Annotated in this window: 23 protein-coding genes; 7 read left to right on the forward strand and 16 right to left on the reverse strand. The window is 74.7% G+C overall.

What is annotated here, in order from left to right; genetic code table 11:
- Nucleotides 1–20: 20 nt before the first annotated feature.
- From D5H75_RS39580 to D5H75_RS43875, 3 genes are all read right to left on the reverse strand, one after another.
- Nucleotides 21–929: a Rieske (2Fe-2S) protein gene (locus D5H75_RS39580; protein ID WP_242454779.1), complete on the reverse strand. Its 909-nt coding sequence runs from the start codon at nt 927–929 to the stop codon at nt 21–23.
- Between the two features lie 105 nt (nt 930–1,034).
- A complete protein-coding gene (locus tag D5H75_RS39585; protein ID WP_119931776.1) occupies nt 1,035–1,664 on the reverse strand; it encodes a response regulator in 630 nt (209 codons plus the stop codon).
- Nucleotides 1,661–3,034, reverse strand: coding sequence for a GAF domain-containing sensor histidine kinase (locus tag D5H75_RS43875; RefSeq protein ID WP_242454780.1), 1,374 nt, complete (start codon nt 3,032–3,034; stop codon nt 1,661–1,663). Before D5H75_RS43875 ends, D5H75_RS39585 begins: the two co-directional genes overlap by 4 nt.
- Before the next feature lie 95 nt (nt 3,035–3,129).
- Between D5H75_RS43875 and D5H75_RS39595 the strand changes: the two genes are divergently transcribed.
- The 3 genes from D5H75_RS39595 to D5H75_RS39605 all read left to right on the forward strand — a co-directional run bounded on the left by D5H75_RS39595 (nt 3,130) and on the right by D5H75_RS39605 (nt 5,576).
- The gene (locus tag D5H75_RS39595; RefSeq protein WP_119931777.1) at nt 3,130–3,819 is read left to right on the forward strand and encodes an SDR family NAD(P)-dependent oxidoreductase; all 690 of its coding nucleotides are present in this window, start codon (nt 3,130–3,132) and stop codon (nt 3,817–3,819) included.
- On the forward strand, nt 3,816–4,811 hold the full coding sequence (locus tag D5H75_RS39600; protein ID WP_119931778.1) for an S-adenosylmethionine:tRNA ribosyltransferase-isomerase: 996 nt from the start codon (nt 3,816–3,818) through the stop codon (nt 4,809–4,811). Before D5H75_RS39595 ends, D5H75_RS39600 begins: the two co-directional genes overlap by 4 nt.
- A 285-nt stretch (nt 4,812–5,096) precedes the next feature.
- Nucleotides 5,097–5,576: a SixA phosphatase family protein gene (locus D5H75_RS39605; RefSeq protein ID WP_119931779.1), complete on the forward strand. Its 480-nt coding sequence runs from the start codon at nt 5,097–5,099 to the stop codon at nt 5,574–5,576.
- Here D5H75_RS39605 and D5H75_RS39610 read toward each other — a convergent pair.
- A complete protein-coding gene (locus D5H75_RS39610; RefSeq protein WP_119931780.1) occupies nt 5,477–6,685 on the reverse strand; it encodes an MFS transporter in 1,209 nt (402 codons plus the stop codon). The genes D5H75_RS39605 and D5H75_RS39610 overlap by 100 nt on opposite strands.
- Nucleotides 6,686–6,770: 85 nt before the next feature.
- Here D5H75_RS39610 and D5H75_RS39615 point away from each other — a divergent pair, with 85 nt between their 5' ends.
- Complete coding sequence (locus tag D5H75_RS39615) at nt 6,771–7,091, forward strand: ArsR/SmtB family transcription factor (RefSeq protein ID WP_119931781.1); 321 nt, start codon at nt 6,771–6,773, stop codon at nt 7,089–7,091.
- 93 nt (nt 7,092–7,184) lie between these two features.
- On the opposite strand, the gene serB is transcribed toward D5H75_RS39615, so the two are convergent.
- From serB to D5H75_RS39635, 4 genes are all read right to left on the reverse strand, one after another.
- A complete protein-coding gene (serB, locus tag D5H75_RS39620; RefSeq protein ID WP_119931782.1) occupies nt 7,185–8,381 on the reverse strand; it encodes a phosphoserine phosphatase SerB in 1,197 nt (398 codons plus the stop codon).
- A 176-nt stretch (nt 8,382–8,557) separates the two neighbouring features.
- Nucleotides 8,558–10,885, reverse strand: coding sequence for a sodium-translocating pyrophosphatase (locus D5H75_RS39625; protein WP_119931783.1), 2,328 nt, complete (start codon nt 10,883–10,885; stop codon nt 8,558–8,560).
- A 1,134-nt stretch (nt 10,886–12,019) separates the two neighbouring features.
- Nucleotides 12,020–12,511, reverse strand: a complete 492-nt coding sequence (locus D5H75_RS39630; RefSeq protein ID WP_119931784.1) for an ATP-binding protein — start codon at nt 12,509–12,511, stop codon at nt 12,020–12,022.
- A gap of 12 nt (nt 12,512–12,523) precedes the next feature.
- Nucleotides 12,524–12,874, reverse strand: coding sequence for an STAS domain-containing protein (locus D5H75_RS39635; RefSeq protein WP_119931785.1), 351 nt, complete (start codon nt 12,872–12,874; stop codon nt 12,524–12,526).
- A 141-nt stretch (nt 12,875–13,015) separates the two neighbouring features.
- Here D5H75_RS39635 and D5H75_RS39640 point away from each other — a divergent pair, with 141 nt between their 5' ends.
- Entirely contained in the window at nt 13,016–15,358 is a 2,343-nt protein-coding gene (locus D5H75_RS39640) for a DEAD/DEAH box helicase (RefSeq protein WP_119931786.1), read from the forward strand.
- Nucleotides 15,359–15,647: 289 nt separating this feature from the next.
- Complete coding sequence (locus D5H75_RS39645) at nt 15,648–16,079, forward strand: hypothetical protein (RefSeq protein WP_119931787.1); 432 nt, start codon at nt 15,648–15,650, stop codon at nt 16,077–16,079.
- 294 nt (nt 16,080–16,373) lie between these two features.
- Here D5H75_RS39645 and D5H75_RS39650 read toward each other — a convergent pair whose 3' ends face one another.
- The 8 genes from D5H75_RS39650 to ssd all read right to left on the reverse strand — a co-directional run bounded on the left by D5H75_RS39650 (nt 16,374) and on the right by ssd (nt 25,478).
- Nucleotides 16,374–17,855, reverse strand: a complete 1,482-nt coding sequence (locus tag D5H75_RS39650) for a hypothetical protein (protein ID WP_119931788.1) — start codon at nt 17,853–17,855, stop codon at nt 16,374–16,376.
- A gap of 326 nt (nt 17,856–18,181) precedes the next feature.
- Entirely contained in the window at nt 18,182–18,670 is a 489-nt protein-coding gene (locus D5H75_RS39655; protein ID WP_119931789.1) for an Rv3654c family TadE-like protein, read from the reverse strand.
- Nucleotides 18,671–18,846: 176 nt separating this feature from the next.
- A complete protein-coding gene (locus tag D5H75_RS39660) occupies nt 18,847–19,173 on the reverse strand; it encodes a TadE family type IV pilus minor pilin (protein WP_242454781.1) in 327 nt (108 codons plus the stop codon).
- A gap of 281 nt (nt 19,174–19,454) precedes the next feature.
- Nucleotides 19,455–19,592: a DUF4244 domain-containing protein gene (locus tag D5H75_RS44730; protein WP_242454782.1), complete on the reverse strand. Its 138-nt coding sequence runs from the start codon at nt 19,590–19,592 to the stop codon at nt 19,455–19,457.
- A 2,052-nt stretch (nt 19,593–21,644) separates the two neighbouring features.
- Complete coding sequence (locus D5H75_RS39670; RefSeq protein WP_119931792.1) at nt 21,645–22,388, reverse strand: type II secretion system F family protein; 744 nt, start codon at nt 22,386–22,388, stop codon at nt 21,645–21,647.
- The gene (locus D5H75_RS39675; protein WP_119931793.1) at nt 22,385–23,125 is read right to left on the reverse strand and encodes a type II secretion system F family protein; all 741 of its coding nucleotides are present in this window, start codon (nt 23,123–23,125) and stop codon (nt 22,385–22,387) included. The genes D5H75_RS39670 and D5H75_RS39675 overlap by 4 nt, the downstream gene beginning before the upstream one ends.
- Entirely contained in the window at nt 23,119–24,243 is a 1,125-nt protein-coding gene (locus D5H75_RS39680; protein ID WP_340137791.1) for a TadA family conjugal transfer-associated ATPase, read from the reverse strand. Before D5H75_RS39680 ends, D5H75_RS39675 begins: the two co-directional genes overlap by 7 nt.
- 131 nt (nt 24,244–24,374) lie before the next feature.
- Nucleotides 24,375–25,478, reverse strand: coding sequence for a septum site-determining protein Ssd (gene ssd, locus D5H75_RS39685; RefSeq protein ID WP_119931795.1), 1,104 nt, complete (start codon nt 25,476–25,478; stop codon nt 24,375–24,377).
- Between the two features lie 379 nt (nt 25,479–25,857).
- On the opposite strand from ssd, the gene D5H75_RS42480 reads away from it, so the two are divergent.
- Nucleotides 25,858–26,028, forward strand: coding sequence for a hypothetical protein (locus tag D5H75_RS42480; protein ID WP_202638970.1), 171 nt, complete (start codon nt 25,858–25,860; stop codon nt 26,026–26,028).
- Nucleotides 26,029–26,621: the final 593 nt, after the last annotated feature.

Genomic DNA, 26,621 nt, shown 5'->3' on the forward strand with positions numbered 1-26,621 from the left:
CCGGCGCGATGCCGGGCGGCTCAGGTGATCGGGCGGACCTGGACCAGGCCGTCCGCGCGGACGCGGGACTCGAAGGCGGGCTGGCGGGCGGTGGCCGGGCCGTGCACCACGGAGCCGTCCTCGACGTTGAAGGTGCTGCCGTGCCAGGGGCAGACGACGCACAGCTCGCCCTGCTCCTCGGTGACCTTGCCCTGGTGCAGCGGGCCGGCGAGGTGGGAGCACCGGTCGGCCAGGACCCACACCTCCTCGCCCTCCCGGAGCACGAACAGGTCGATGTAGCCCAGGCTGCGCGAGACCGGGCGGCCGTCGGGCAGGTCCCGGAGGCGGCAGAGGTCGTGCCAGCCCAGGGGCACCAGGTGCGCCACCGACTCGGCGTGGTTGGGCCCCGCCGCCTGCCGGTAGGCCATGTGCCCGCCCAGGTAGGCTCCCAGCCCGGCCACCGTGAACCCGGCGTAGGACAGCGCCCGGCCGTACCGCTCGTGGCCGCGCAGCCGCAGCACCAGCGAGCCGGAGTACAGCGCCAGGGCCGTGACGTTGGCCGCCGCGTGCACGAAGCCCACGCGCTGCTGCTCGCGGTGGAGCATGGACCAGTCGGTCCAGCCCGCCGCGGCCGTGGGCAGGGCGCTGCCGATCCCGGCCGCGAGCAGCGCCCGCGCGGCCCGGGGGTCGCCGTCCACCGCGTCCACGACGGACGCCGAGGCCAGCATGCCCAGGCTCGCCTGGGCGAGCACGGGATGGATCGGATGCCCGAAGAAGACCCCGTGGAGGACGTCCCTGACCGGCCCTGCCGGCAACTTCTCCCGCAGGAACTTCGTGAGGGCGCGGATCGGTCTGTCCATCGCCTTCACGTGTTCCAGGCGGTCGGCCAGCTCGACCTGCGGCATGACGCGCCGGTACGGGCGCTGTCCCGCCTTCACCGCTTCGCTCACCTGTCACACCCTCCCCTCGGCGCCGTCCCTTTCTGGACCTACCCTGAGGCGGCGACTACAACGCCCACTCCTGAGGCTAATGTCCGAAAGAGTCGTGCGTACGGCTCACGCCAGCCCGTTCCGCACGGCGTACAGGGCGGCCTGCGTGCGGTCCTGGACACCCAGCTTCATGAGCACGCTGGAGACGTGCGCCTTCACGGTCTTCTCGGACAGGCCCAGGTCACGGGCTATCTCCCGGTTGGACCGGCCCCGGGCGATCAGGCCGAGCACCTCCCGCTCCCGCGCGGTCAGCGGCCCCTCCCCGCCGGCGGGACGCGGCGCGATCATGGCCTCGGCGGCCTCGGGCGCGAGCAGCACCTGCCCGGCGTGGACGGCCCGGATCGCCCGGACCAGGGAGCCGGGGTCCACGTCCTTGTAGAGGAACCCGGCCGCGCCCGCCCGCATCGCCGGGGCCACGTCACCGGGGTCCGAGACCGAGGTGAGCACGAGCACCCGCGGCGGCGGCCCGGACAGCGCGGCCAGCACGCCCAGCCCGTCACGGCCGGGCATCTTCAGGTCCAGCAGCAGCACGTCGGGCGACAGCGAGCCGGCCAGCGCCACCGCCTCGTCGCCGTCGGCCGCCTCCCCGACCACCTCCAGGTCCTCCTGCAGGTCCAGGAACGTCCGCAGGCCCTGCCGCACGACGGGATGGTCGTCGGCGATCAGCACCCGGATCGGGCCTCCGGCCTCTGTCAACGCGGCACCTCCAAGAGCACGCGCGTCCCCTCGCCGGGCGAGGAGACGACGGTGAGCGTCCCTCCGGCCGCCTCGGCCCGGTCGCGCATCGAGGCCAGGCCGAGCCCGCGCGCCCCCGCGCGGTCCACGTCGAACCCGCCGCCGTCGTCGGCCACCTCCAGCGCCACGTGCCGGTCGCCGGCGCGCAGCCGTACGGTCACGACGGAGGCCCCGGCGTGGCGCAGCGCGTTGTGCAGGGCCTCCTGGGCGACCCGGAGCACGACGGCCTCGGTCTCCGGGCCCAGCTCGACCGGGCGGGCGCGCCCCGGGAGTCTCGCGACGCCGCCGGAGGCCGGGGCACCGCCGGTCGCGGGTGCACCGCCGGAGGCCGGGGCACCGCCGGTCGCGGGTGCACCGCCGGCCGCCGGGACAGCGTCGGCCGCCGGGGCAGCGCCGGTCGCCGGGGCAGCGCCGGTCGCCGAGGGACCGCCGGAGGCCGGGGCGCCACCGGACCCGGGATCGTCCCCGGGGAAGCCCGCGCTTTCGAAGACGAGGGTCGCGTCGTGGACCCGGTCGAGGAGACGCACGTGCCGGCGGAGGTATTCGCGCAGGCCGTGCCGGTCCAGCTCGGCCGGGCGCAGCTCCACGATCACCGCGCGCAGCTCGGCGAGGGCCTGCGCCGCCAGGCGCTGCACCCGGTCCAGCTCGGTGCGGGCGGCCGCCACGTCCTGGTCGAGCAGGGTCGCGGCGGACTGCGCGGTCAGCCGCAGCGAGAAGAGCCGCTGGGTCACCGCGTCGTGCAGCTCACGCGCCATGCGGGTGCGCTCCTCGACCAGCGCCAGCTCCCGGCCGCGTTCGTACAGCCGGGCGTTGACCAGCGCGATCGCCGCGTGCGCCGCGAAGAGCGTGAGCAGCTTCTCGTCGTCCTCGCTGAACCCGGACCTGGCCTTCTTGTTGGACAGGAACAGGATGCCGAGCACCGTGTCGCCGTCCTTGATCGGGACGCCGAGGAAGTCCGCGATCACCGGGTGGGCGCGCGGCCACCAGCCGAACCGGGGATCGGCCCTGATGTCGTCGAGACGCACGGGCGCGCCCTCGCGCAGCAGCGCCGCGAGCATGCCGTGCTGGCGGGGCAGCGGGCCGATCGCGTCGCGCTGCCGGTCCGAGACCCCGTCGAAGACGAACTCGGCGAACGACCCGTCGTCGTCCGGCACGCCCAGCGCGGCGTATCTCGCCCCGAGCAGCCGGCGGGCCGAGCGCACGATGACCTGGAGGACCTCCTGCACCGACAGATGGCGGGTCACGGCGAGCACGGCGGAGCTGACCGCCTGCAGGACGGCCTCGCGGTCGAGGTGCCCCTCCGGAGCATCCTGCGGGGTCGGGGAGGTCACGACGACACCCTAAGCGAGTCGTAGGACCAAAGGCCTACCGCGCCCCCGACCCGACGCCCGATGTGCCGGATGACGTGGGATTTTACCGTCAAGTCATGGACGGACTGATCACCGGAGCCTCCCGCGGACTCGGTCTCGCGCTCACCCGCGCCCTGTCCGAGCGGGGCTGGAACCTCATCGTCACCGCCCGCGACGCCGCCGCCCTGGGCGCCGCCGTACGCGGCCTGCCCGGGGTCACCCCGATCGCCGGGGACGTCGCCGACCCCGCCCACCGCGCGGACCTGGCCGCCGCGATCGGCCGCGCCGGCGGCCTCGACCTGCTCGTCAACAACGCGAGCGCCCTCGGGCCGACCCCGCTGCCCCGCCTCGCGGACGTGCCGCCCGATGTGTTCGGCCCGCTGTTCGAGGTCAACGTGGTCGCCCCGCTGGCGCTCGCCCAGCTCGCCCTGCCCACCCTGCGCGTACGGCACGGCGCGATCGTCAACGTGACCTCGGACGCGGCCGTGGAGCCGTACGCCACGTGGGGCGTGTACGGCGCCACCAAGGCCGCGCTGGAGCAGGCGTCGAACGTGCTGGCCGAGGAGGAGCCGGACGTGAGCGTCTGGTGGGTCGATCCCGGCGAGATGAACACGGCCATGCTCGCCGAGGCGGTGGGCGCCGAAGACGCCGCCGCGGCCCCCGACCCGGCCGACTCCGTGGTCCCGGGCCTGCTGCGGCTGCTCGACGAGCGCCTGCCCAGCGGCCGGTTCACCGCGCAGGTACTGGCGTCGGGGGCGAGACGATGAGCGCCGCCGAGGACACCGCCCCGCGGATCCTGGAGGCGCACGAGCCCCCGGAGGCGCGCGGCCTGGCGCGGGACGAGGTGCGGCTGCTGGTCGCGGGCCCGTCCGGGCTCCGGCACCTGCGGTTCAGGGACCTGCCCGACGTGCTGGCCCCCGGTGACGTGCTCGTGGTCAACAACTCGGCCACGCTGCCCGCGGCCGTACGCCTGGACAAGATCGCGGTGCACTTCTCGACGGAGCTGGACGACGGGGACTGGCTGGTCGAGCTGCGACGCCTCACCCCCGCCGCCACCGAGCCGTACGCCGGGGGCGCGGCGGGCGAGTGGCTGCCGCTGCCGGGCGGGCGCACGCTGGTGCTGCGGGGACGGCACACGCCGAGGCTCTGGCGGGCCCGGCTGGACACGGACGTGCCGTCGTACCTGCGGGCGCACGGGGTGCCCATCCGGTACTCCTACGTGGAGCGGGACTGGCCGCTGTCGGCGTACCAGACGGTGTTCTCGACGGTCCCGGGGAGCGCGGAGATGCCCAGCGCCGCCCGGCCGTTCACCGCCGAGCTGGTCACGCGCCTCGTCTCCGCCGGCGTGGCGATCGCGCCGATCACACTGCACACGGGGGTGGCGTCGCCGGAGAAGGACGAGCCGCCGTACCCGGAGCGCTTCGAGGTCCCCGAGAGCACCGCGCGGCTGGTCAACGCGCGGACGGGCCGCCTGATCGCGGTCGGCACCACCGTCGTGCGCGCCCTGGAGACGGCGGCGCGCCCCGGCGGCGCGGTCGAGGCGGCGCGCGGCTGGACCGAGCACGTGGTGACGCCCGAGGGCGGCGTGCGCGCGGTGGACGGGCTGATCACCGGCCTCCACGAGCCCAGGTCCTCCCACCTGCGCATGCTCACCGCCATCGCCGGCCAGGACCGCCTGGCCCGCGCCTACACCGCCGCCTACGCCGAGCGCTACCTCTGGCACGAGTTCGGCGACAGCAACCTCCTCCTCCGCTCCTGACCCCGGTACTCCTGGCTTCGACGCCCCTGGCCTCTCCGCCCCTGGCCTCTCCGCTCCTGACGCCGGCGCTCCCGGCCGCTTCGCCGCCGACTCCCCCGTGAGATCCCGGGGGCGGCGCGAAGGGCGCGGCGGCGGGGGGATCTGGGAGGATGGGGGCATGGAACGGGAGCAGAAGCCCTCCGGGGGCAAGACTCTCGCCTTCATCCTGCTGGGCATGCTGATCGTCTTCGCGGTGATCATCATGCTGGCGACCTGGGCCGCGAACAACGGGTAGAGGCGGGACACATGGGTGCCAGGACCCTGGTCGTACTGCGGCACGCTCAGGCGGCGGACCCGCCGGGCACGCCGGACGCCGAGCGGCCGCTGACCGGGCGGGGCGAGCGCGACGCCCGCGACGCCGGCGCGGCGCTGCGGGGCGAGAAGGTCGTCCCCGACCTCGTGCTCTGCTCCCCCGCCCTGCGCACCCGGCAGACCACCGCGCTCGTGCTCGACGGGCTGGGGGAGAGCCCGCCCGTGGCGTACGAACGCGCGCTCTGGGACAACGACGCCGAGGGCGTCCTCGACCTCCTCCGGCTGACCGGCGAGGAGACCGGGACGCTGCTCGTGGTGGGGCACAACCCCTCGATGCACCAGATCGTGCTGGACCTGACCGGCGGGCGCGAGACCTACGACGGGTTCCCTCCCGGCGCCTTCGCCGTCATCGACGTGGCCTCCGGCTGGGAGTCGCTGGCCGAGGGCTCGCTGCGGGTGCTGCGCCGGCCCTGAGCGCCCAGCGCGGCGATCACCAGCGTGAGCAGGCCGATCCCGGCCGCGAGGTACCCCAGCCCGGACGCGTGCACCCAGCCGAGCCCGATCCCGCCGATCGCGCCGCCCGCCGCGACGCCCAGGTAGAGCGCCGAGGAGTTCAGCCCGAGCAGCACCGTCGCCGCCTCCGGCGCGAGCAGGGTGAGCCGGACCTGCTGCGGCACGACGGCGAACCAGCCGAAGAAGCCGTAGACCAGCGCCCAGGCGATCACCAGCGGCAGGTTCCCGGTCAGGAGCGGCAGGACGCCGAGGACGACCACCATCACGCCCAGCCCGACCATCAGCACCGGGACCGGGCCGCGCCGGTCGGTGACGCGCCCGGCGAGGACGTTCCCGGCGACGGAGCCCACGCCCCAGACCCACATCACGGCGGTCATCGCGGTCTCGCCCACCCCGACGGACTCGCCGATGTAGGTGAACAGGGTCCATCCGGCCGCCATGTACAGCAGCGTGACCAGCAGGATCCCCAGCGCGCGCGGGTCGCGCAGCGGGCCCAGGCGCTCCCGCAGGCCCGCCCCGGGCAGCCGCAGCGACGGCAGCGCCAGCAGCACCCCGAGCAGCGCGGCCACGCCGAGCACGACCACCAGCCAGCGCACGGCCCGCCAGTCCAGCACGTCGTTGACCAGTGCCCCCGCGGGCACGCCGAGCGCGCTGGCGACGGTCATGCCGCCGGTGACCACGGCGAGCGCCTTGCCCCGCCGTTCGGGCGCCGAGACCGCGGCGGCGACGCCGGTCGCGATGGGCGTGAACATGGCCGAGCCGAGCGCGCCGATCACCCGCCCGGTCAGCAGCACGCCGTACGTCGGCGCGACGGCGGTGAGCAGCCCGCCCGCCAGGAAGAACCCGAGGGCGACGATCAGGGCCAGGCGGCGGTCCAGGTTCGCGGAGACCGCTCCCGCGACCGGCGCGAAGACCGCGTAGGTGATGGCGAACACGGTCACGAGCTGGCCCGCGGTGGCGAGCGGGACGTCGAGGGACCTGGCGATGGAGGGCAGGATGCCGGCGATCACGAATCCGTCGGTCCCGATCGCGAAGGTGCCCACCGCCAGGGGGAGCAGACGGCGATCCATGGAGAACCTTTCGTTGGATGGTTTGGCGATCGTCAAACTGTCATGAGAGTTGGATGAATGTCAAACCTTCGAATAGGCTCGGGGCATGCGCTTCCTGCCCCACCCCGCCGCGGAGGACATCCGGCTCGCGGCGGTGATGCACGCGCTGTCCGATCCGGCGCGGCTGGACATCGTGCGCCGGGTCGCGGACGGCGAGGTCACGTGCGGAGCGCTCGCCGAAGAAGCCGATCTGCACAAATCGACTATGTCGCACCACTACCGGGTTCTCCGCGAGGCCGGCGTCACCCACACGGTGCAGCGAGGCCGCCTGCGTTACGTCCGGCTCCGCCGCGACGACCTCGACGCCCGCTTCCCCGGGCTCATGGAGAGCGTCCTCAACGCCGTCGCCGCCGAGGCCCCGGCCTGACCCCGCCCCCGCCGTACGGCGTCACGCGGGCCTCACGGCCGTACCGCCGCCACGTCGGCACGGCACGGGCGGGAGCCGTACGGGGCCGGGGGGTCAGCGGGCGGTGGCGTCCTCGGCGTCGGCGGCGTCGATCTCGTCGCGGGGGATGCCGAGGAAGTAGAGGATGGCGTCCAGGTAAGGGACGTTGAGGGCGGTGTCGGCGGCCTCCCGCACGACCGGCTTGGCGTTGAACGCGATGCCCAGCCCGGCGGCGGCGATCATGTCGAGGTCGTTCGCCCCGTCGCCGATCGCGACGGTCTGCGCGATCGGGATGCCCGCCTCGGCGGCGAACCGGCGCAGCGCCTCGGCCTTGCCCGGGCGGTCCACGACCGCGCCGACGACCTTGCCGGTGAGGCGGCCGTCCACGATCTCCAGGGTGTTCGCCGCGGAGTAGTCGATGCCCAGGTCCGCCACCAGATGGTCGGTGATCTGGGTGAACCCGCCGCTGACGATCGCGAACTTGTAGTCGAGCCGCTTGAGCGTCCGCACGAGCGTGCGCGCGCCCGGGGTGAGCACGACCTCCTCGCGGACCTTGTCGAGCGCCGACTCGGGCAGCCCGGCCAGCAGCGCGACCCGCTCCCGCAGCGACTGCTCGAAGTCCAGCTCGCCCCGCATCGCGGCGGCGGTGACCTTCTCGACCTCGTCGAGGCAGCCCGCGTGCTTGGCGAGCAGCTCGATGACCTCGCCCTGGATGAGCGTGGAGTCCACGTCCATCACGATCAGCCGCTTGGCCCTGCGGTGCAGCCCGGACCGCTGCACGGCGACGTCCACGCGCTGCGCGGCGGCCTCGGCGGCCAGCTCGGCGCGGAGCAGGTCGGGGTCGGCCCCGGACACCGCGAGGTCGATGCTCGTGATCGGGTAGGCCGACAGCCGGTGGATCCGGTCGATGTTGGCCCCGCTGGCGGCGATGCGCCCGGCGATGCCCGCCATCGCGGCGGGCAGCAGGGGCGAGCCGAGCACGGTGACGTGCAGGCGGCCGCGCCGCAGCCGCTCCTCCTTGCCGCCCGTGGACAGCTCGACCTCCATCTCGAGGTCGTCCGCCAGTTCCTCGACCGTGGACCACAGGACCCCGAGGTCGGTCGCCGCGTCGTAGGCGACGAGCACGCCGAGCACGAGCCTGCCGCGGATCACGACCTGCTCGACGTCGGCCACGGTGACGGGGAAGGCGGCGAGCGTGGTGAACAGCCGCGAGGTCACCCCGGGCCGGTCGCGTCCCGTGAGCGTGATGAGGAGGGTGCGGTTCTCAGCCATTTGCCTCCACGCTACCGCCCGCCCGTCCCTTCCCATCACGCGCCACCCGCCGTACGGCGGCCGCGCGCCCGCCGTGCCGTACGGTCCGCGCCGGGGACGGGTCCTGGAAAAGGGAACGGCCGGGCCCCTTCCGGGGTCCGGCCGTCCGGTGTACGGCGAGCCGTACGAGATGGGTGTTACGCGGCGGGGGCGGTCTCGATGGGCCGCTCGTCGCTGTCGCCCGCCGGGGCCACCGAGGTGGAGCGGCGCTTGCTGACGAGGATCGCGCCGACGACCACGCCGACCGAGACGACCACGATGCCGATGCGCACGGCCGGGTCCGCCGCGTAGATGACGACGCTGGGGGCGATGATCAGCGCCACCAGGTTCATCACCTTGATCAGCGGGTTGATCGCGGGGCCGGCGGTGTCCTTGAACGGGTCGCCGACAGTGTCGCCGATGACCGTGGCGGCGTGGGCCTCGGAGCCCTTGCCGCCGTGGTGGCCGTCCTCGACGAGCTTCTTGGCGTTGTCCCACGCGCCGCCCGCGTTGGCCAGGAAGACCGCCATGAGCGTGCCCGCCGCGATCGCGCCGGCGAGGTAGGCGCCCAGCGGGGCGTACCCGAACGCGAAGCCGACCGCGATCGGCGTCATGACGGCCAGCAGGCCCGGCGTCGCCAGCTCACGGAGCGAGTCGCGGGTGCAGATGTCCACGACCCGGCCGTAGTCCGGCAGCTCGGTGCCGTTCATGATCCCCGGCTTGGTGCGGAACTGCTCGCGCACCTCGTAGACGACCCGGCCGGCCGCGCGGCCGACCGCCATGATCGCCAGCCCGGAGAACAGGAACACGACGGCCGCGCCGATCACCAGGCCGACGAGCACGTTGGGCGCGTCGATCGACAGGGAGAACGTCGAGAACAGGCCGAGCGACTCCTTCACCGCCGTCGACGCCCCGTCCAGCGCCGCCTCGACGGATGTGCGGAACGCCCCGAACAGCGCGGTCGCGGCGAGCACGGCCGTGGCGATCGCGATGCCCTTGGTGATCGCCTTGGTGGTGTTGCCGACCGCGTCGAGACGGGTCAGCACCGCCGCGCCCTCGCCCTCGACGTCGCCGGACATCTCGGCGATGCCCTGCGCGTTGTCGGAGACCGGGCCGAAGGTGTCCATCGACACGATCACGCCGACCGTGGTGAGCAGCCCGGTGCCGGCCAGCGCGACCGCGAACAGCGCCACGGTCACGTTGCCGAAGCCGAGCAGGAACGCGCCGTAGACCGCGCCACCGATGATCAGCGCGGAGTAGACCGCCGACTCCAGGCCGACCGAGATGCCGGACAGGATGACGGTCGCGGGACCGGTGAGCGAGCTCTCTCCGATCTCCTTCACCGGGCGCCGGTTGGTCTCGGTGAAGTACCCGGTGAGGAGCTGGATGGCGCTCGCGAGCACCAGGCCGACGAGCACGGCGCCGATCGCGATCCAGCGCGGGTCGGCGGCCAGGTTCGTCACGCTGGAGCCGGTCAGCTTCTCGAACGAGTCGGGCAGGTAGAGGAAGGCCGCCGCCGCGACCAGCACGGCCGAGATCGCGGCCGAGATGAAGAAGCCCCGGTTGATCGCGGTCATGCCGGAGCGGTCGCCCGCGCGGGGCGAGGTGGTGAAGATGCCGATGATGGCCGTGATCACACCGATCATCGGGACGATCAGCGGGAAGACCAGGCCCTCGGTGCCGAACGCGGCCTTGCCCAGGATGAGGCTCGCCACGAGCATGACGGCGTAGGACTCGAACAGGTCGGCCGCCATGCCGGCGCAGTCGCCGACGTTGTCGCCCACGTTGTCGGCGATGGTGGCCGCGTTGCGCGGGTCGTCCTCGGGGATGCCCTGCTCGACCTTGCCGACCAGGTCGGCGCCGACGTCCGCCGCCTTGGTGAAGATGCCGCCGCCGACGCGCATGAACATCGCCAGCAGGGCCGCGCCGAAGCCGAAGCCCTCCAGGACCACGGGCGCGTCGCCCTTGTAGGCGAACACGACGACGGCCGCGCCGAGCAGGCCGAGGCCGACGGTGAACATGCCGGCGACCCCGCCGGTGCGGAACGCGATCCGCATCGCGACGTTCTCGCCGGATTCCCGCGCGGCCGCCGCGACGCGCACATTGCCCCGCACCGCCAGCCACATTCCGATGAATCCGGTCAATGCGGAGAACAAGGCGCCGATGACGAAGAACACGGAACGGCCGATGGCCACTCCGGTGCTTTCGGCGGGCAGGAGAAGCAGCAGGAACGGGATGACGACGACGAAGATCGCGAGCGTCCGGAACTGCCGCTTGAGATATGCGGCCGCCCCTTCCTGCACGGCTCTCGCGATGTTCTGCATTCGTTCGGTGCCCTGACCGGCGGCGAGCACCTCGCGGACCAATCCGCCGGCGACCGCGAGCGCGAGAAGCGCCACGGCCGCGACGATGACCACGAGGGTGAGATGTGCGCCGCCGAGGGATACATCTGCGCCTGCGGGCGCGGCTGAAACGAGCCCAGACATCCGTCCTCCTCGGCAAGACGGGCAGTTAGGTGCCCAGTCAGCGCTGCGCCAACCATCGGTGCGGGCCGATGAGCCGATGAAGCAGGCGGGGCGCGTCCCGGGGCGGTAGTGGTGGGCCGCTCCCGACCTGGAGCGGTGTGCGGGGAGTCTACGCATCGGAGAGGCGGATATGAAGCCTCTTCAGTTCCCTAATTACGGTCGTTCTCCGAGGGTTCCGATAAATTACCTGGGCAACGGCCGCCCTTTGCCGCAATTCGACGGCCGGCGCCCTCTCATGGCGGTTACGGACCGCACGATTCCCCCCTTTTGGAACTCGCCTCATTTTCCCGTTTCGGATGTCCGATATGACCTGGAACACCCATCCGAAGTGCGTTTACAAGATCACTTTATTGGGTATGGGAGGAATTTCAAGATCATTTCGGTACGGCGGGCCGCCGGCGATCGCCGAGGTGAGCGGGGTTGGGAACGTTCCGCCCGAAGGGCGAAGGTGCTCCGGGGCGGTGAGCCGGCCCGGTCCAGGGCCGGCTTCGGGACGGAGCGGGCCTTCCCGGGCGGCGGGCGAGGGGTACGCCGGGAACGGGCAGGCGTGGGAGGGACACGCCGACGACGGCGGGGATTGGCCGGGAGCGGGGAGCGTCGCGAGGTTCGCCGGGAACGGCCCCGGCCCGCCTGGAACCCTGGGGTACGCCTGGAACCCGGAGGTACGCCGGGAACGGCAGAGGTGCTCCCGGGACGGCGGAGGTGCCCCCGGGACGGCGGCATGCTCCTGGAACGGCCGAGGCCGGGCGGGAACGCCGATGTTCGGGCGGGTGCGGGAGCAGGGCTTGCCGACGAGGGCGGCGCGGCCGGGGTCCCGGCGGGAACGCCGAGGGCCGGGCGGGTGCGGGGGTGGAGGGGGTCGGGGCGGGCGTTCACGGTCCGGCCCGGCGACCGGAGGAAGCCACTTCGCGGCCGAGGGGATCGGAGCCACAGCCCGTAGCCCCAGCCCGCTTCATGCCGAGGGGCGGGCGCGAGCCGTACGAAAGGGGACTCCACCGGGAAGGGGGCGGGCCGGGGCATGCTTCCCGCAGCGCCGTTGGAGTACGGCGCTGCGGGGCCTGAGTCGGGGCGCGGCCCCCGGCGGCGGGGCGGCGGCTAGGCGCGCAGGACGCCGTTGGGGGTCGCGGGCCAGCTCATGCGGATCTGGAGGCCGTCCGCGCCGGACAGCACCTCCACGTCGTCGGCGAGGCCGGCGATCACCGCGAGGCCGAAACCGGACTCGGGCATGTCGGGGAGCAGGTGCCTGAGTTCGTCGTCGTCGCCGCGGCGGGGTGCCACGACGGACGGCGCTCCGGGGGGTGCTCCGGGGGCGGGGGTGGGTGACGCCGCGTCCTCGGCGGACGCGGCGTCGGTGACGGTCACTTCGAACCGTCCCGAATCATCACGCAGCTCGATGCGCACGGGAAGCCCAGGGCAGTGGCGGCGGTGGGCCTCCACCGCCCTGGAACACGCTTCGCCGACCGCGAGCCGCACCTCGTCCAGAAGCTGCTCGTCGACGCCGGTCCGCCGCGCGACCGCCGTGGCGATCAGGCGGGCGGTCCGGACGTGCGCGGGCAACGCGCTGAACGTCAGCTCGACAGTAGCCATGCCGCGAGCCCGTTACTTGTCCTTATCGTGGGCTTCCCTGGCCTCGTCCACCGAGGCGTAGATCCCGAAGACCTTGGTCAGGCCGGTGATCCGGAAGATCTTCAGGATGCGCTCCTGAGTGCAGACCAGCTCCAGGGAACCGTCGTGCGCGCGCACCCGCTTGAGCCCGCCGACGAGGACCCCGAGCCCGGTAGAGTCAAGGAACTCCACCTTCTCCATGTTGACCAGAAGATGGAAGTTGCCCTTGTTGACCAGGTCGATCAGGAGCTCACGCAGCCTCGGCGCGGTGTAGACATCGATCTCGCCCTCCACCTCGACGATGGTGAGCTGACCCTCCGTGCGGTGATCCAACTTGAGATCCACAGATCCTCCAGCGCCATGCCCTGCTGACTCCTCGGAGCGGGTCGGCCGCCTCGCGACGAACAGATCCGCACGCGCGGCATTCAACCACGCTCCGACATCGTGTCTATACGAAATCACGACTCCGGGCGACTCTCCCCGCAGATGCCAAACTGGAAACCCGTGACCGTGCCCATCTCACCTTCCGGCCCCCCCGAGGCCCCCGAGCGAGCCGAGACGCTGCTAGAGCGCCTGCTCGCCGGTTCCGCGCGTGCCGACCGCCTCACCCACGTGGAGCACGTCCCCGCACGTCAGAGCGCATCCGCGGGGTGGCCGGAGTGGGTGCCGGAGGTGCTCGTCGCACGCCTCTCGCACCGGGGCGTGGAGGGGCTGTGGGAGCACCAGGCCCGGGCCGCGGAGCTGGTGCGGCGTGGCCAAAACGTGATCATTGCCACTGGCACCGCGTCGGGTAAATCTCTCGCGTACCAGGTGCCCGCGATCAGCGAGATCCTGTCCGGCGGCGGCAACGTGCTCTATCTCACGCCCACCAAGGCGCTGGCCGCCGACCAGCTCCGCGCGGTCCGGTCGCTGCGGCTGACCCAGGTGCGCGCGGCCACCTTCGACGGGGACACCCCGCCCGAGGAGCGCGACTGGGTGCGCCAGCACGCCAACTACGTCCTGACCAACCCGGACATGCTGCACCGCACCCTGCTCCCCCGGCACTCGCGCTGGGCGGGGTTCTTCCGCCGGCTGCGCGTCGTCGTGATCGACGAGTGCCACGGGTACCGCGGCGTCTTCGGCTCCCACGTCGCCCAGATCATCCGCCGCCTGCGCCGCGTCGCCGGGCGGTACGGCGCCTCGCCCGTGTTCGTCCTCGCGTCGGCGACCGCGTCGGACCCGGGCGTCTCCGCCGCGCGACTGACCGGCCTGCCGGTCGTGGAGGTGACCGAGGACGCCTCGCCGCGCGGGGCGACCACGTTCGCGCTCTGGGAGCCGCCGCTGACCGACCTGCGGGGCGAGAAGGGCGCCCCGGTGCGCCGCACCGCCACGGCCGAGGCGGGCGACCTGCTCGCGGACCTGGTGGTCGAGGGGGTGCGGACGCTGGCCTTCGTGCGGTCTCGCCGGGGCGCCGAGTCCGTCGCCCTGGGGGCCCGGCGGGCGCTGGCCGAGGCCGCGCCGGAGCTGGCGGACCGGGTGGCGGCCTACCGCGCGGGGTACCTCGCCGACGATCGCCGCCGCCTGGAGAAGGCGCTGCGTTCCGGCGAGCTGACCGGGCTGGCCACCACGAACGCGCTGGAGCTGGGCGTGGACGTCTCCGGCCTGGACGCCGTGCTGATCACGGGCTGGCCGGGCACGCGCGCGTCGCTGTGGCAGCAGGCCGGGCGCGCGGGCCGCGACGGGCGGGACGCGCTGGCCGTGCTCGTCGCGCGGGACGACCCGCTGGACACCTATCTCGTGCACCACCCGTCGGCGCTGTTCGGGCAGCCGGTCGAGGCGATCGTGCTCGACCCCGACAATCCGTACGTCCTCGGCCCCCACCTGTGCGCCGCCGCCGCCGAGCTGCCGCTGACCGAGGCCGACCTGGAGGTGTTCGGCCCCGCCGCGGAACCGGTGCTGGACGACCTGGTACGCCGGGGGATGCTGCGGCGGCGGCCGACGGGCTGGTACTGGACCCGGCGCGAGCGCGCCTGCGACCTGGCGGACATCCGGGGCTCCGGCGGCAGTCCGGTCCAGGTGGTCGAGGCCTCGACCGGCCGCCTCCTGGGCACGGTGGACGAGCCGTCGGCGCACTCGACGGTCCACGACGGGGCGGTCTACGTCCACCAGGGCGAGACGTTCGTGGTGTCGCTGCTGGACCTGGACGCGGGGGTCGCGCTGGTCGAGGCGGCCGACCCCGACCACACGACGTTCGCGCGGGACGTCACGGACATCTCGATCGCGGAGACGCTGCGCACGACCCCCTTCGGCGGGGGCACCCTCTGCTTCGGCACGGTCGAGGTGACCCAGCAGGTCGTGTCGTACCTCATCCGCCGCCTCCACACCGGCGAGGTCCTCGGCGAGGAGCCCCTCGACCTGCCGCCGCGCACGCTGCGCACCCGCGCGGTCTGGTGGACCCTGCCCGCGGGCACCGTGGCCGGGCTGGCGGAGGAGGGCGTGGACCTCGGCGGGGCCGCCCACGCGGCGGAGCACGCCTCGATCGGCCTCCTGCCCCTGTTCGCCACCTGCGACCGCTGGGACATCGGCGGCGTCTCCACCGAGCTCCACCCCGACACCGGTGTCCTCACCGTGTTCGTGTACGACGGCCACGACGGCGGTGCGGGCTTCGCCGAACGCGCCTACGACCGCGCCCTCGACTGGCTCACCGCGACCCGCGAGGCCATCGAGTCCTGCCCCTGCGAGGCCGGCTGCCCCTCCTGTATCCAGTCCCCGAAGTGCGGAAACGGCAACGACCCCCTGGACAAGCCCGGCGCCCTCCGCCTCCTCGCCGCCCTCCTCCCCACCTCCTGACCACTCCCGTACGGCCCGAGCCGGGCACCCCCGTGGCGTACGGCGGGGCGCGAGCCGCGGCGGCGTACGGCGGGCGTGAACCGGGGCGTGGCTCCGGCGTGCGGCGTGAGCGGCCGGCGGGGGCGTCAGGGCCCGCACACCCTGGGGCACGCGGGCCCCGCCGTACGACCCGGGGCGTGACGTGGCGTGAGGGGGCCGTCCGGGGCCTGAGCTGGGGAAGGGTGGTGGGACCGAATAACGGGGCGCTTACGGGGAACGTCGCCGCCAAGTTCTTGGAGGTGAAAGGACCATGGCCCTGCTGGGCATCCTGCTGGTCCTGGTGGCGGCGGCGTTCGCGACCGGCGTCCTCGTGGACCAGACGGACACCACGACCATCACTATCTTCGACCGCGCCTACCAGGTCACGAACGCCGAGCTGTTCCTCGCCGGCGCGGCCTGCGCGACGGTTCTCCTTCTCGGTCTCGCCCTGATCATGGTGGGCGCCCGCCGTTCGGCCGCCAAGCGCCGCCAGCTCCGCGCGGTGCGCGCGCAGGCCGGTGAGCGAGTGGCGACCCTGGAGGAGGAGAAGCGCACCCTTGAGCGCAAGCTCGCCGAATCCCCATCCGCCGACGGTTCCTCCCCCGCCCCTCAGACGCGCCCTGAGGCCATGACGGTCAAGGACCGCCTCGTAGCCCGGGGCCGCCGCCGCAAGACCCCCGAGGAGCCCCACACCCCCGCCTGACCCCCGCCCACCCCGGTCCCGGGCCCTCCAAGAGGCCCGGGACCTTTCCACGCCGCCTCCAGAACGCCCCTCCCCCCCGCCCGATCAAGGCGCACGTGGCGGCCTGAGGGACGCGACTTCCTCTCCTCGGCCCGGCCTCGGGCACGGCCGCGGCGGCGAGCACGCCCCCTCAGCAGAGCGTGGATCACGCGCCGCGAACAGTGCGGAAGCGGGCCCTTTCCGTGGCAGGCCGGAGGCGGGTTTGACGCCGTCTGCGGCTCGGGCTTCCTGGAGGGCAGGGGCGGAGGTGGGTGGTCAGTCGCGGCGGCGGCGGCCGGTGTAGGGGCGGGCGGCCCAGCGGGTGGGGGAGTCGCCGGGGGCTGAGGGCTTGGAGTCGGGGGTGTCGCGCCAGAAGCCGGTGGCGGCGTCGGCGGGCGGGCGGTCCTGGGTGCGGGCCGTGGAGGGCTCGTGCGGGGTGGGGGCGGGAGCCGGGGTCCCGTGGCCCGGGGTCTCGGGGGCCGCCTTGGGGGTGGGCTTGGGGGCCGGCTTGGGGGCCGATTTGGGGAGGGCCAGGCGGATGGGGCTGGGACGGCGCCGGGGGCCGGGGGCCGACGGGGCGCGCGAGGCGGCGGGGCGGCGGGTGCCCATGGCGAGGATGACGGCCGGGCGGCGCGGGCCGGACGCGGGGGCTTCGTCGGCGGCGGGCGCCGTGGCGACGGCCGTACGGCGTCGCGCCCACCAGCCGACGTGACCGGCGACCAGCAGCAGGATCAGCAGGATCGCGACGCTCTGGCCCCAGTTGAGGGTGCCGGGGACCGCCGTCGGGGTGTTCTGGGAGCTCTTGGCGGCGGGCGGGAGCTGGGGCTTGTCGCCGCCGGTCGTGCCGGTGCCGGTGCCGCCGAGGGCGGAGTCGGAGTCCGCCGTTTCGCCGGAGGAATCGGGCAGCGTGAAGGGGGAGCTGGCCGCGTCCGGGGTGGGCTGCGCGGCCCTGGGCAGGCGGGGGAGCTCCCCCGCGGCGGGCGGGTCGGCCCGGCCCCGGTCGTTCTCGCGCGTGTCGTTCTCGCGCCCGTCGCCCTCGGCCGGGGGCCTGACCTCCGGGGCGGTCGCCCGGGGGCGGGGCGCCGCGGGCACGGTGACATAGGACATCGCGGACCGGCCGGACGCGACCGAGCCTCCGTCGCCGTCACTCCTCTTCGCGCGTACGGCGAAGCCCACGCGCTTGCCCCGCGCGGCGTCGGGCACGGCAAGGGTGGCCTCGCAGGACCCGCCGCAGTCACCGGCGTCGAGGGTGCCGACGACGCCGCCCGTACTGCTGATGACCTCATAGGCCTGGAGGTCGGGTTCGCGTCCCTTGGCCCAGGTGACGACCACGCGCTCCTTGCCCGACATCGACGCCTTGACCCGTCTGGGCGTGGCGGGCGGGCGGCGCACGCGGAAACTGGCCGTGTCGTAGACCTTGCCGGTGAGGGAGCCCTTGAGCGAGACGCGGTAGGTGCCGTTGCGGGCGTCCTCGGGGGTGTAGGAGGCGTTCAGCGTGGACGAGCCGATGAGGACGGCCTTCTCGCCGACCTTCTGCGATCGGCCGCCGGGCGACACGACGAGCAGGTGCAGCGTGGCCGGGCCTTCCACCTTCGCGCTGAGCCGGACCGAACCGCCGGTGACGATCTGGCCGTCCGTGGGGGCGAGGATGTCGCCGTCGATCTCGGCCGTCGCGGGAGACGCGCCGCCGACCACGGCGGGAACGGCCAGCGCGGGGGTGAGGGCCAGCGCCGCCAGGAGCCTTCGAGCCGGGGTCACGAAGTTTCCCTTCCTCGAGAGCCGGCGCCTCCCCCGGGACCCGCCGTTCCCGGTGAAGCCCGCCGCCTACGATCCCGCGCCGTCCATCCCGCCATGACCAGCGGACCTGGCGGCAAGATCGGACTCCGCGGACCTTCAGTACGGGGACTGTACATTCGAACGACACTTCTTGGACACCGCGTCCAAGTAGTCGTAATTCTTTCGCGACCCATCCTCTACGCGCATCCGCGGCCCCGCCAGCCCCATTTCTCCCGTCCCGCTCAGGGGCGACGCACGGCGGCGATCTCGGCGCGGCCCAGCGACCCGCAGGGCGGTGGCCGCCCGGCTTAGCGATCTCCCGCGGGGTCCGCGGCGTCCGCGAGGGTCCCGGCGACCGGTCCCGCGCGCGCCCTCGCCCTGATCGCGTGGCGGACGCCGGTGGCGACCTCGCTGAGGACGACCTCGGTGGTGACGTCGGCGATCCCGTCCTGGGTGATCCCGCATCTCACCATCCGCGCCCGGTTGGCCTCGGCGATCGCGGACGCCCTCCCACAGCCCGTCCGCTCCCCCGTGTGGGCCTGGCGGGCCGCCGCGAGCGCGCTGAGGTCCGCCGCCGCCTGGGCCCGGTGCCGGGCGTCGCGGATCGCCCCGATCGACACCAGGACGACCACCACCACCCAGACGAGCCCGATGACGCCGGCCACCCACACCGTCGCCGACCCCCGCGACCCGTATCTCCCACGAGTCAGCGGCCCGGCGCTCCGGCCCACCCGCCTCGGTCCCCGGCGGGACCGGCGGATGCGGCCGGATGCCCTTCTCAGATCACGGCACGACATGCGATCTCTCCTCTCTTCGGATCCGGTTCGGCTCTTCGGTCCGGTCCGGCTGGTCACGCGCGCGCTTGCGCCGGCCCCCGGCCCGCCGTTCGTCGGGGGCTTCAGTGGCGAGTGCCGGTGGGGTCCATGTGGGCGCACCCGCGCCGTGCGCGACGCCCGGCGCGGTCACCACGGGATCAGGGCGGGATCAGGGCCTGGGGCTCGGTGGCCGAGACCGCCGTGGCGCCGACGCGGAGTGGGGGCATGCCCCTGAGCCACAAGGGGTTCAGGGCGACGGTCACCTCGACCTTCGTCTCCTCGGGCCCGGCCGTCAGGGTCACGCGGGCTCCCTGCGGAGCGGTGCGCGCCGCCTGGGCCTCGACGGTGGCGGCCGGTTCGCCGCGGGCCGCGGCCCGGGCGCCCGCCCGAGCCGCGTCCACGCAGGCGAGTTGCGCGTTCAGGGCCACGATGGCCCAGAGCGCCGCGCCGACCACGACGACGAGCGCGGGCAGCGCGGTAGCCATCTCGGCCGTCACCATGCCCCGCTCACCCGTCCGCCGGATCACCCCGGCCCGGAGCAGCGTCAGCCAGACCGGTTCGGAGTTCTCTCGCGCCCCGCCCGCCCCGCCCCGGCGTCGGTTTCCCGGGCGCAGGAGCCGATGGAGCGCGGTCGGGTGAGATTCACCGCGTCCGGCGGCTCCCGATCGGGGCTCCGCCGAGCCAGGCGGCGCTGTCGCGTCCCGGCCCGGCGGGCGCCAGGCGAGCCATCGCGGGCATCGCCCCCTCGCCGCTGCGCACATCTGGCTCATCCCGCCAGCGACAGGGCTCGCCGGATCAGGTCGGAGAGCATCTTGCGGACCTCGGGGCTCGTGAGGATCTTGAAGAGCAGGGCGGCGAACCCGCACGCCGCGATGGTCCCCACGGCGTATTCCGCCGTGGACATCCCGGCGTCCCCGCGCCTCCGGCCACCCCTCCGCGACCTCGGCGGCGGCGGCACGGCCACCCCGGCGAACACCACGAGCGCCCGCGCGAACCCCGCGTGCCACAGACCGAGAGCGCGCTCCCGAGCCCCCGCGCCCTGCCGCCGCACCCACCGCACGGCCTCGGAGTCCGAGCGGATCCGGCATCCGGCCCGATCGGCGACCGCGCGGAGCGCGCGTCTTCCTCGCGGTATCCAGCGCCGGGCGACCCGCGCCGCCGCGAAGCCGGCGCGACTCCCGCCTCCAAGGCCAGGACCACCGACCCCCGAAGTCCCCGGCCCCGGGCTCCGCGCCGGGCGGGACGGAGGGGTGGTCAGGAGCGACTTCGCCCCCTGGGTCAGGGGCCACGTCACTCGGGCGACCCGAGGTCGGAGCCGGTGGGCCAGGCGGGTGATTCGAGGGCGGAGGCACGTGGCCAGGAGGGGGATCCGAGAGTGAGCGCGGACGGTCACGCCCGCGAGGCGGGAGGCGATGGTCTCAGCCTCCCCTCCGCCGGCGGAATCCTCCTCTCGCGGGACGGGCTGGGCGCGCCGACCGGCCGGCGGAAAGAGGTCCGGGTCGATGAGAACCGGCGGGGACGGGGCCGTGGGCGGCCGTGGAGGGATCGGGAGACGGCTGTGGCGGGGACAGGGCGACTCCGGGGAACGGGCGTCGCCAGGGGCCTCCTGGAGCGTGACGGCGTCGCCGGGGAAGGGGCTCGCCTGGGTGGGATGAGCTGCTGCGTGCATGGGCACCTCCTCTGGGGGTGGCGGCCCCTTCCCGGGACCGCCTCGGCGCCGGTCCTGCCGGCCCAGTCAGCGTCGCCGAGCCAGGACCTCCCCCGATCAGCCGAACCCGGTTCTGTGGACAGCCCCTCCGCCTGTGGATAACCACCCATCAGGACGTGCCAGAACACGACGGCGAAACCCCTTTTCAACACGGGACCGCGAGCACGCCGCCGTACGCCGGGAGCCGGACGGTGCGACGCACCCGGCCCCGACAGCGCATCGCCCAGATGGCCGCTCCGGCGAAGACGCCCCGGCCAGCACCCGTCCGGCAACCCCGCCCCCCTCCGCCCCAGGGACCGCGGCCCAGGCGAGAGCAGAGCGCCAGGAAACGAGGCGCCGAGGCGCGACAAGGGCAATCGCGCCCCACTCGCGCGTCCGGGAACTCTTGCCCGCCGAGCAGCCGCACCGAGGAATGGCCGCGTCTCGCACTCCAGCCGCCGTCCCGCGACCCGCACAGCACCACGATCGCCCCGCCCAGTGCGCGTGCTTCGCCCAGTGCGCGTACTTCGCCCAGTGCGCGTGCTTCGCCCAGTGCGTGTGCTTCGCCGAGCAGCCGCGCCTCCCCATCGCCGACCAGCCCGCCTCATTCGTCCCAGAGGCGACACGTGATCAGCGCCCCCGGCCCCGATGCGTCCGCGCTCGGCACGGACCCGCGCGCACATCGCCCACCACCCCCACACCCTCCGCTGCGATCGTCGGCGGGAGACGCTGCGCCCAACGGCACGGGCGTCCATCACACGCCCCCACTGGGCGCAGGCACGCCCCTGAGGGGTGCGACGGCGACTGGACGCAGTGACGAACTGCGGATGCCAGCGGCCAGCGATGGGCACGGACGATGGGGCGACAGACGGCGAGGAGGGGTTGCGGCCGACCGCGACGGCTCCAGCCATCGGCGAAGGGCGACAAACGACGGCGACCAGCGAGGGACAACAGCCGACGACGGACGCCACGAGGGGCGAAAGCGGCCGGCCACGGCCTTCGGCGGGGGGCGATCGCGGCGAGCCACGGACGACGGCGACCAGCGACGGCGACGAGGATGAGCCGTGCTGAGGGGCGGCCGGGACGGACCACGGGCGGCAGTGCCCGGCGACGAAGGCGGACGAGGGGCAGCCGGAGACGGACGGCGCGTGACAACGGCAGGCGAACGACGACGGACGACGGGGACGGGTTACGGGTGGCAGCGGTCGGTGGCGGACGCGGATGAGGGGCCGGGGGAGCGTGGGTGGGGGCGGGGACGGGGGGTGGTGGTCAGGGGGGCCAGAGGGTGGTGGCCAGGCCGGCGACTGGGGGGATGATGCCCAGGAGGACGAAGGCGGGGAGGAAGCAGAGGCCGAGGGGGGCGACGGCCTGGACGCCGGCGCGGCGGGCGGCGGCCGTGGCCAGGGCGCGGGAGGCGTGGCGGGCCTCCTCGGCGGTGCGGGACAGGAGGTCGGCGAGGGGGGCTCCGCTGGCCGAGGCTCGCACCATGGCCCGCGCGAGGGGGGCGAGGGGCGGGTCGGCGGTGAGGGCCTGCCAGGTGGGCTCGGGGTCGGCGCCCAGGCGGAGCTGGCCCGCGACCCAGGCGAGGCGTTCGCCGAGCGGGCCGCCGACGGCTTCCGCGGCGGCGGCGACGGCGGTCTCGGGCGGGCTGCCCGCCCTGAGGCACACCGCGATGAGGTCGGCGGCGAAGGGGAGGTCGCGGGTGATCCGGGCGCGTCTGCGGGCCACCTCGGGAGGTTGCCTGCGCCGCAGGAACAGGGCGACGCCCGGCCCGGCCAGGGCCGCCGCGAGCACGCCGGGCACCCCGCCGACCAGCGCCCAGGCCAGGAAGGCCGCGCCCGCGGCCAGGATCAGGTCCCGCCGTCCCGGCGCCTCCTGACGGGCAGGTCTCGGAGCCGGTGGGGCCAGCAGCGCGGCGAGGCGGCGCTCGGCCGGGCGCCGCTGGGGCGACAGGTAACCGGCCAGGGCCGCCAGGAGGACGGCGGCCAGGCCCGCGAGGGCGGCGGACGTCATCGGGCCGCTCCTTCCGCTTTGGCGACGATCCGGTTGGTCCAGCTCAGCCCGAGCGCGTCCAGGGCGACCCCGGCCAGCAGGCAGAGGAACCCGGGGACGCCCCCGAGCAGGAAGTGCAGGGGGCGCATGCCGAGGGCGAGGCCGAGCAGCAGGCCCAGCGACGGCAGGACGGCCAGCAGCCGGGCCGTGGCGCGAGGCCCGGCGAGCTGCGCGGCCACCTCCTGGCGGTGGGACTCGGCCTCCGTAAGCGAGGCCGCGACGCGCTCGGTGAGCGGCGCGAGGCCCGCGCCCGCCGCCACGCTCACCCGGAAGCAGGCGGCCAGCCTGCGGAGGCCGTCGCCCTCGGGGCCGGGGACGGCCCGTTCCAGGGCCTCGGCGACGTCGCCGCCGTCCCGCGCCACGGCGGTGACCTCCCGCAGCAGGGCCGGGAAGGGGTCGTCCAGCGCGGCGACGGCGAGCCGCACGGCCTGCCCGGGGGTGCGGCCGGCGCCGAGCTCGCCGGTGAGCGCCCGGCACAGCTCCACCGTCGCGCCCGGCCACCGGGCCCGCAGCTCGCGGCGCTCCCTGCGGCGCCGCCACCGGTCCGGCACGGATCGCCACGCCTCCCACGCGCGGCCCCGCCCGCCGGCCCCCGGCCCGAGGGCGGCGAGCCGGCGTTCGCCCGTTCCCGGGACGGCGCACCATCCCGCCAGGGCCGCCGCCAGCACCGCGACGGTCCCGGCCAGCGCGCTCACCATGACAGGCGCGCCTTCAGGCGGGGGAGGGCCGGGCCCTCCCGGACGTGGGCCGGGGTGGGGAAGGTCAGGGCGGGCGTGGCTTCGACCAGGCCCGACGGGGTGCGGGTGAAGGCGCGGATCTCGGAGATGCGGCGGGGGCCGCCGCCCGGGTCGCGGGTCACGTGGATCACCGCGTCCAGGGCCGCGCCGAGCTGGCTGTGCAGGGCCTCGCGGGTCAGGCCCGCGGCGCAGGCGAGGGCTTCGAGCCGGGCCGGGACGTCGGCGGCGCTGTTGGCGTGGAGGGTGCCGCAGCCACCCTCGTGGCCGGTGTTGAGGGCGGCCAGCAGGTCCGCCACCTCGCGGCCGCGCACCTCCCCCACGACCAGGCGGTCGGGGCGCATGCGCAGCGCCTGCCGCACGAGGTCGTGCAGGTCCACGCCGCCCGCTCCCTCGAGGTTCGGAGGGCGGGTCTCCAGGCGTACGACATGGGGGTGGTCGGGGCGGAGCTCGGCGGAGTCCTCGACCAGGATCAGGCGCTCGCGCGGGTCGGCCAGGGACAGGAGGCTGCTGAGGAGGGTGGTCTTGCCGCTGCCGGTGCCGCCGGTGACCAGGAACGCCAGGCGGGATCGGACCAGGGCGGCCAGGACCCGCGCGGCCAGCGGGTGGAGGGCGCCGGTCCGCTGGAGCTCGTCCAGGGTGAAGGTGCGGCGGCGCGGGAGGCGCAGCGACAGGCACGTGCCCTCGGGGGCGACGGGCGGGAGCACGGCGTGCAGGCGCACGCCGTCAGGAAGCCGGGCGTCGACGTAGGGGCACGCGTCGTCGAGCCTGCGCCCGGCGGCGGCGGCGAGGCGCTGGGCGAGACGGCGCACCGACGCCTCGTCGGGGAAGCGGACCTCGGATCTGCGCAGGCCGCCGCCGGAGTCGACCCAGACCTCGCGCGGGCCGTTCACGAGCACGTCGGTGACGTCGGGATCGGAGATCAGGTCGTCGAGGGGACCGGCGCCGGCCAGGTCGGCCCTGAGCGCACGCGCCACGGCCAGGACCTCGGCGTCGCCGAGAACCGCCCGCTCGGCCCGGAGCGCCGAGGCCACGGCGGCCTCGGTGGGGACCGCGCCGGAGCGGGCGAGCCGCAGCCGCACGGCCTCCAGCAGCCCGCTCCGGCCCGGGTGTGTCGCGGCCTCGCCCGGGCCCGCCGCTCCGGTCGCCCGGGCGTGCGGCCCGCCTGCGTCTCCCCTCCCGGCGCGGATCCGCCCCGGTCCTCCGGCCGCCCTCATGACGGATCGGGGAGGCCGAGGTCGGCCAGGAACCGGCGGCAGAACCGGGCGAGCGGGCCGCGGAGGTCCCGCCCCGGGGGGTCGCCGCGTTCGAGAGCGGCGGCGAGCGCGGGCTCGGCGGGCAGCCGGCCGGCCATCGGGACGCCGAGGGAGTGGGTGACGACCTCGGTGTCGAGGCCGGGGCCCTCCCCTTCGCGGAGGACGGCGCGGACGTCGCCGGTGTGGGCGCGGAGGGCCTCTAGGACGCGGGTGGCGGCGATGACGGCGCGGACCTCGGCCGGAACCACGAGGAGGGTCGTGGTGGCGCGGCAGACGGCCTCGGCGGCGGCCGGGTCGAGGCGGCGCGGGAGGTCCACGACGACGAGGTCGCAGCCGCGCACGCCGGCGGACAGGACGGCGCGCATCGCCTCGGGCCGGACCTCGGCCGGGGTCCGCCGGTCCCAGGAGAGGACCGCGAGGGAGCCTCGCGCGGGCAGGGCCTCGCGCAGCGCGGCGCAGCTCACGCGGCCTTCGCGCTCGGCGAAGTCGGGCCAGCGGGACCCGGGGGCGGCCTCCTCGCCCAGGAGGACGTCGATGCCGCCGCCGAGGGGGTCGGCGTCGACGAGCAGCGTGGTGCGGCCCTGGCCCGCCGAGGTCAGCGCGAGGGCGGCCGACAGGACACTCGCCCCCGCGCCGCCGCGGCCGCCGGTCACGCAGATCACCGCCGCCGACGCGCCGGCGGGCTCGGTGGCCTCCGCGAACCGGTCGACCAGCTCGCGCTCGGCGTCGGGGAGGACGAGGGCGCCGCCGGCCCCGAGCGCGACGCAGCGGCGCCAGAAGTCGGGGGGCGCGGGACCCGTGCCGACCAGCAGGACGCCGGGCCTGGAGGGCGGACCGGCCGACGCCATCGCCTCGGCCATGTCGGCGCCGACGACCACGAGCGGCGCGGTGAGCCAGCGCGGGCGGGCGTGACCGGGCGCGTGCGCCACGTCCACCTCGACGTCGGCGGCCGCGGCCAGCCGTAACAGGTCGTCGAGCAGCTCGTGGTCGGCGGTGATCAGGAGCGGGCGGCCGGGGACGGCCGAGCGGCCTGGCTGGACGGGGGCGGGATGAGCGGGCATCGGGACCTCCGGGAGTTCGTGGAGCTCCCACGATGCGCTCCCGGACCGCCGCCGATTCGCCCCGAACCCGGTTCTGTGGACAACGCCCCGCCCTGTGGAACCACCCGGACCACCCGGACCACCCGGACCACCCGGTCAACCGCCCAGGTCACCACCTGGCCAGGGGCGGTAACGGCGGCTTCGAGCCGGGGTTTTCCGGGGGTAGAAAGGTGGCGACCCCCGCCGGGGGGGAGAGCGGGGGTCGCCGTTCGGTCCGGCTCCGGGGGGGTAGAGCCGGGCCCGTTTCAGAAGAAAGCTTTCAACAGTTCCGCACCGCAAGGCAAGGGACTTGCAAAGGTGACTGCCCCCACGTGACTCCAGTCTAAGGAGATAACAACGTATGCTGCCCGATCGACAGGAGTTTCGTCGAGCAGCAATCTACGATTTTCGTCAGTTTTTTTCGCGCGCCCGGCGTGTCGGCGTGCACGACCCGGCCTCAGAACCCGAACGCAAGATCTATCCGATTACGGATCCGTCACTGCGGGGGGCCAAAATCGATCACGGGCAGTGATCGGCCCGGCGGCGCGGACTCCCTCGTCAGAGCGCCCGTCCCGATCCCGGGGAACTGATCGGGCGCGCTCCCCGGCGCGCCGCCCCGTCGGCAACGCTCCGCAAGACCGTCGGCAAAGACCCGGCTTCGGGGGTTCCCAAGTGGGCGGATCCGACGTACAAAGGTGGCAGGACCAAGGTGTCCGGACACGGCAGCCGGGTACCCACGCGCGACCAGCCGCGGGAGGCGCGTCGAGACGGGCTTGACCCGATCCGACGGATACAGGTGCACGCTTGGTAACCCGGTGCGACGTGTCAGCGACGGCGTCCCGCTTCTGGGACGCCGTTCGCTATGTCCGAATACCTCGACCGCCCGAAAGCACCGCCGAAGCCGCCCGAGCGCCGCCCACGCCGACCGCATCCCGGGCCGAACCGCACCCGACCGCATCCCGGGCCGAACCGCACCCGACCGCGCCCCGGGCCGAAGCGCACCCCGGGCCGAACATCGCCGGACAACCCCGCGCCCAGTCACGCCGGAAGCCGCGCCCGGCCCCGCCTAGGGCGTGTTTTGTGGATCGGTGGATGTGGATCTGGTGGTCGGGTTGTGATGGTCTG

The organism is Bailinhaonella thermotolerans, from assembly GCF_003594875.1.
Taxonomy (GTDB): domain Bacteria; phylum Actinomycetota; class Actinomycetes; order Streptosporangiales; family Streptosporangiaceae; genus Bailinhaonella; species Bailinhaonella thermotolerans.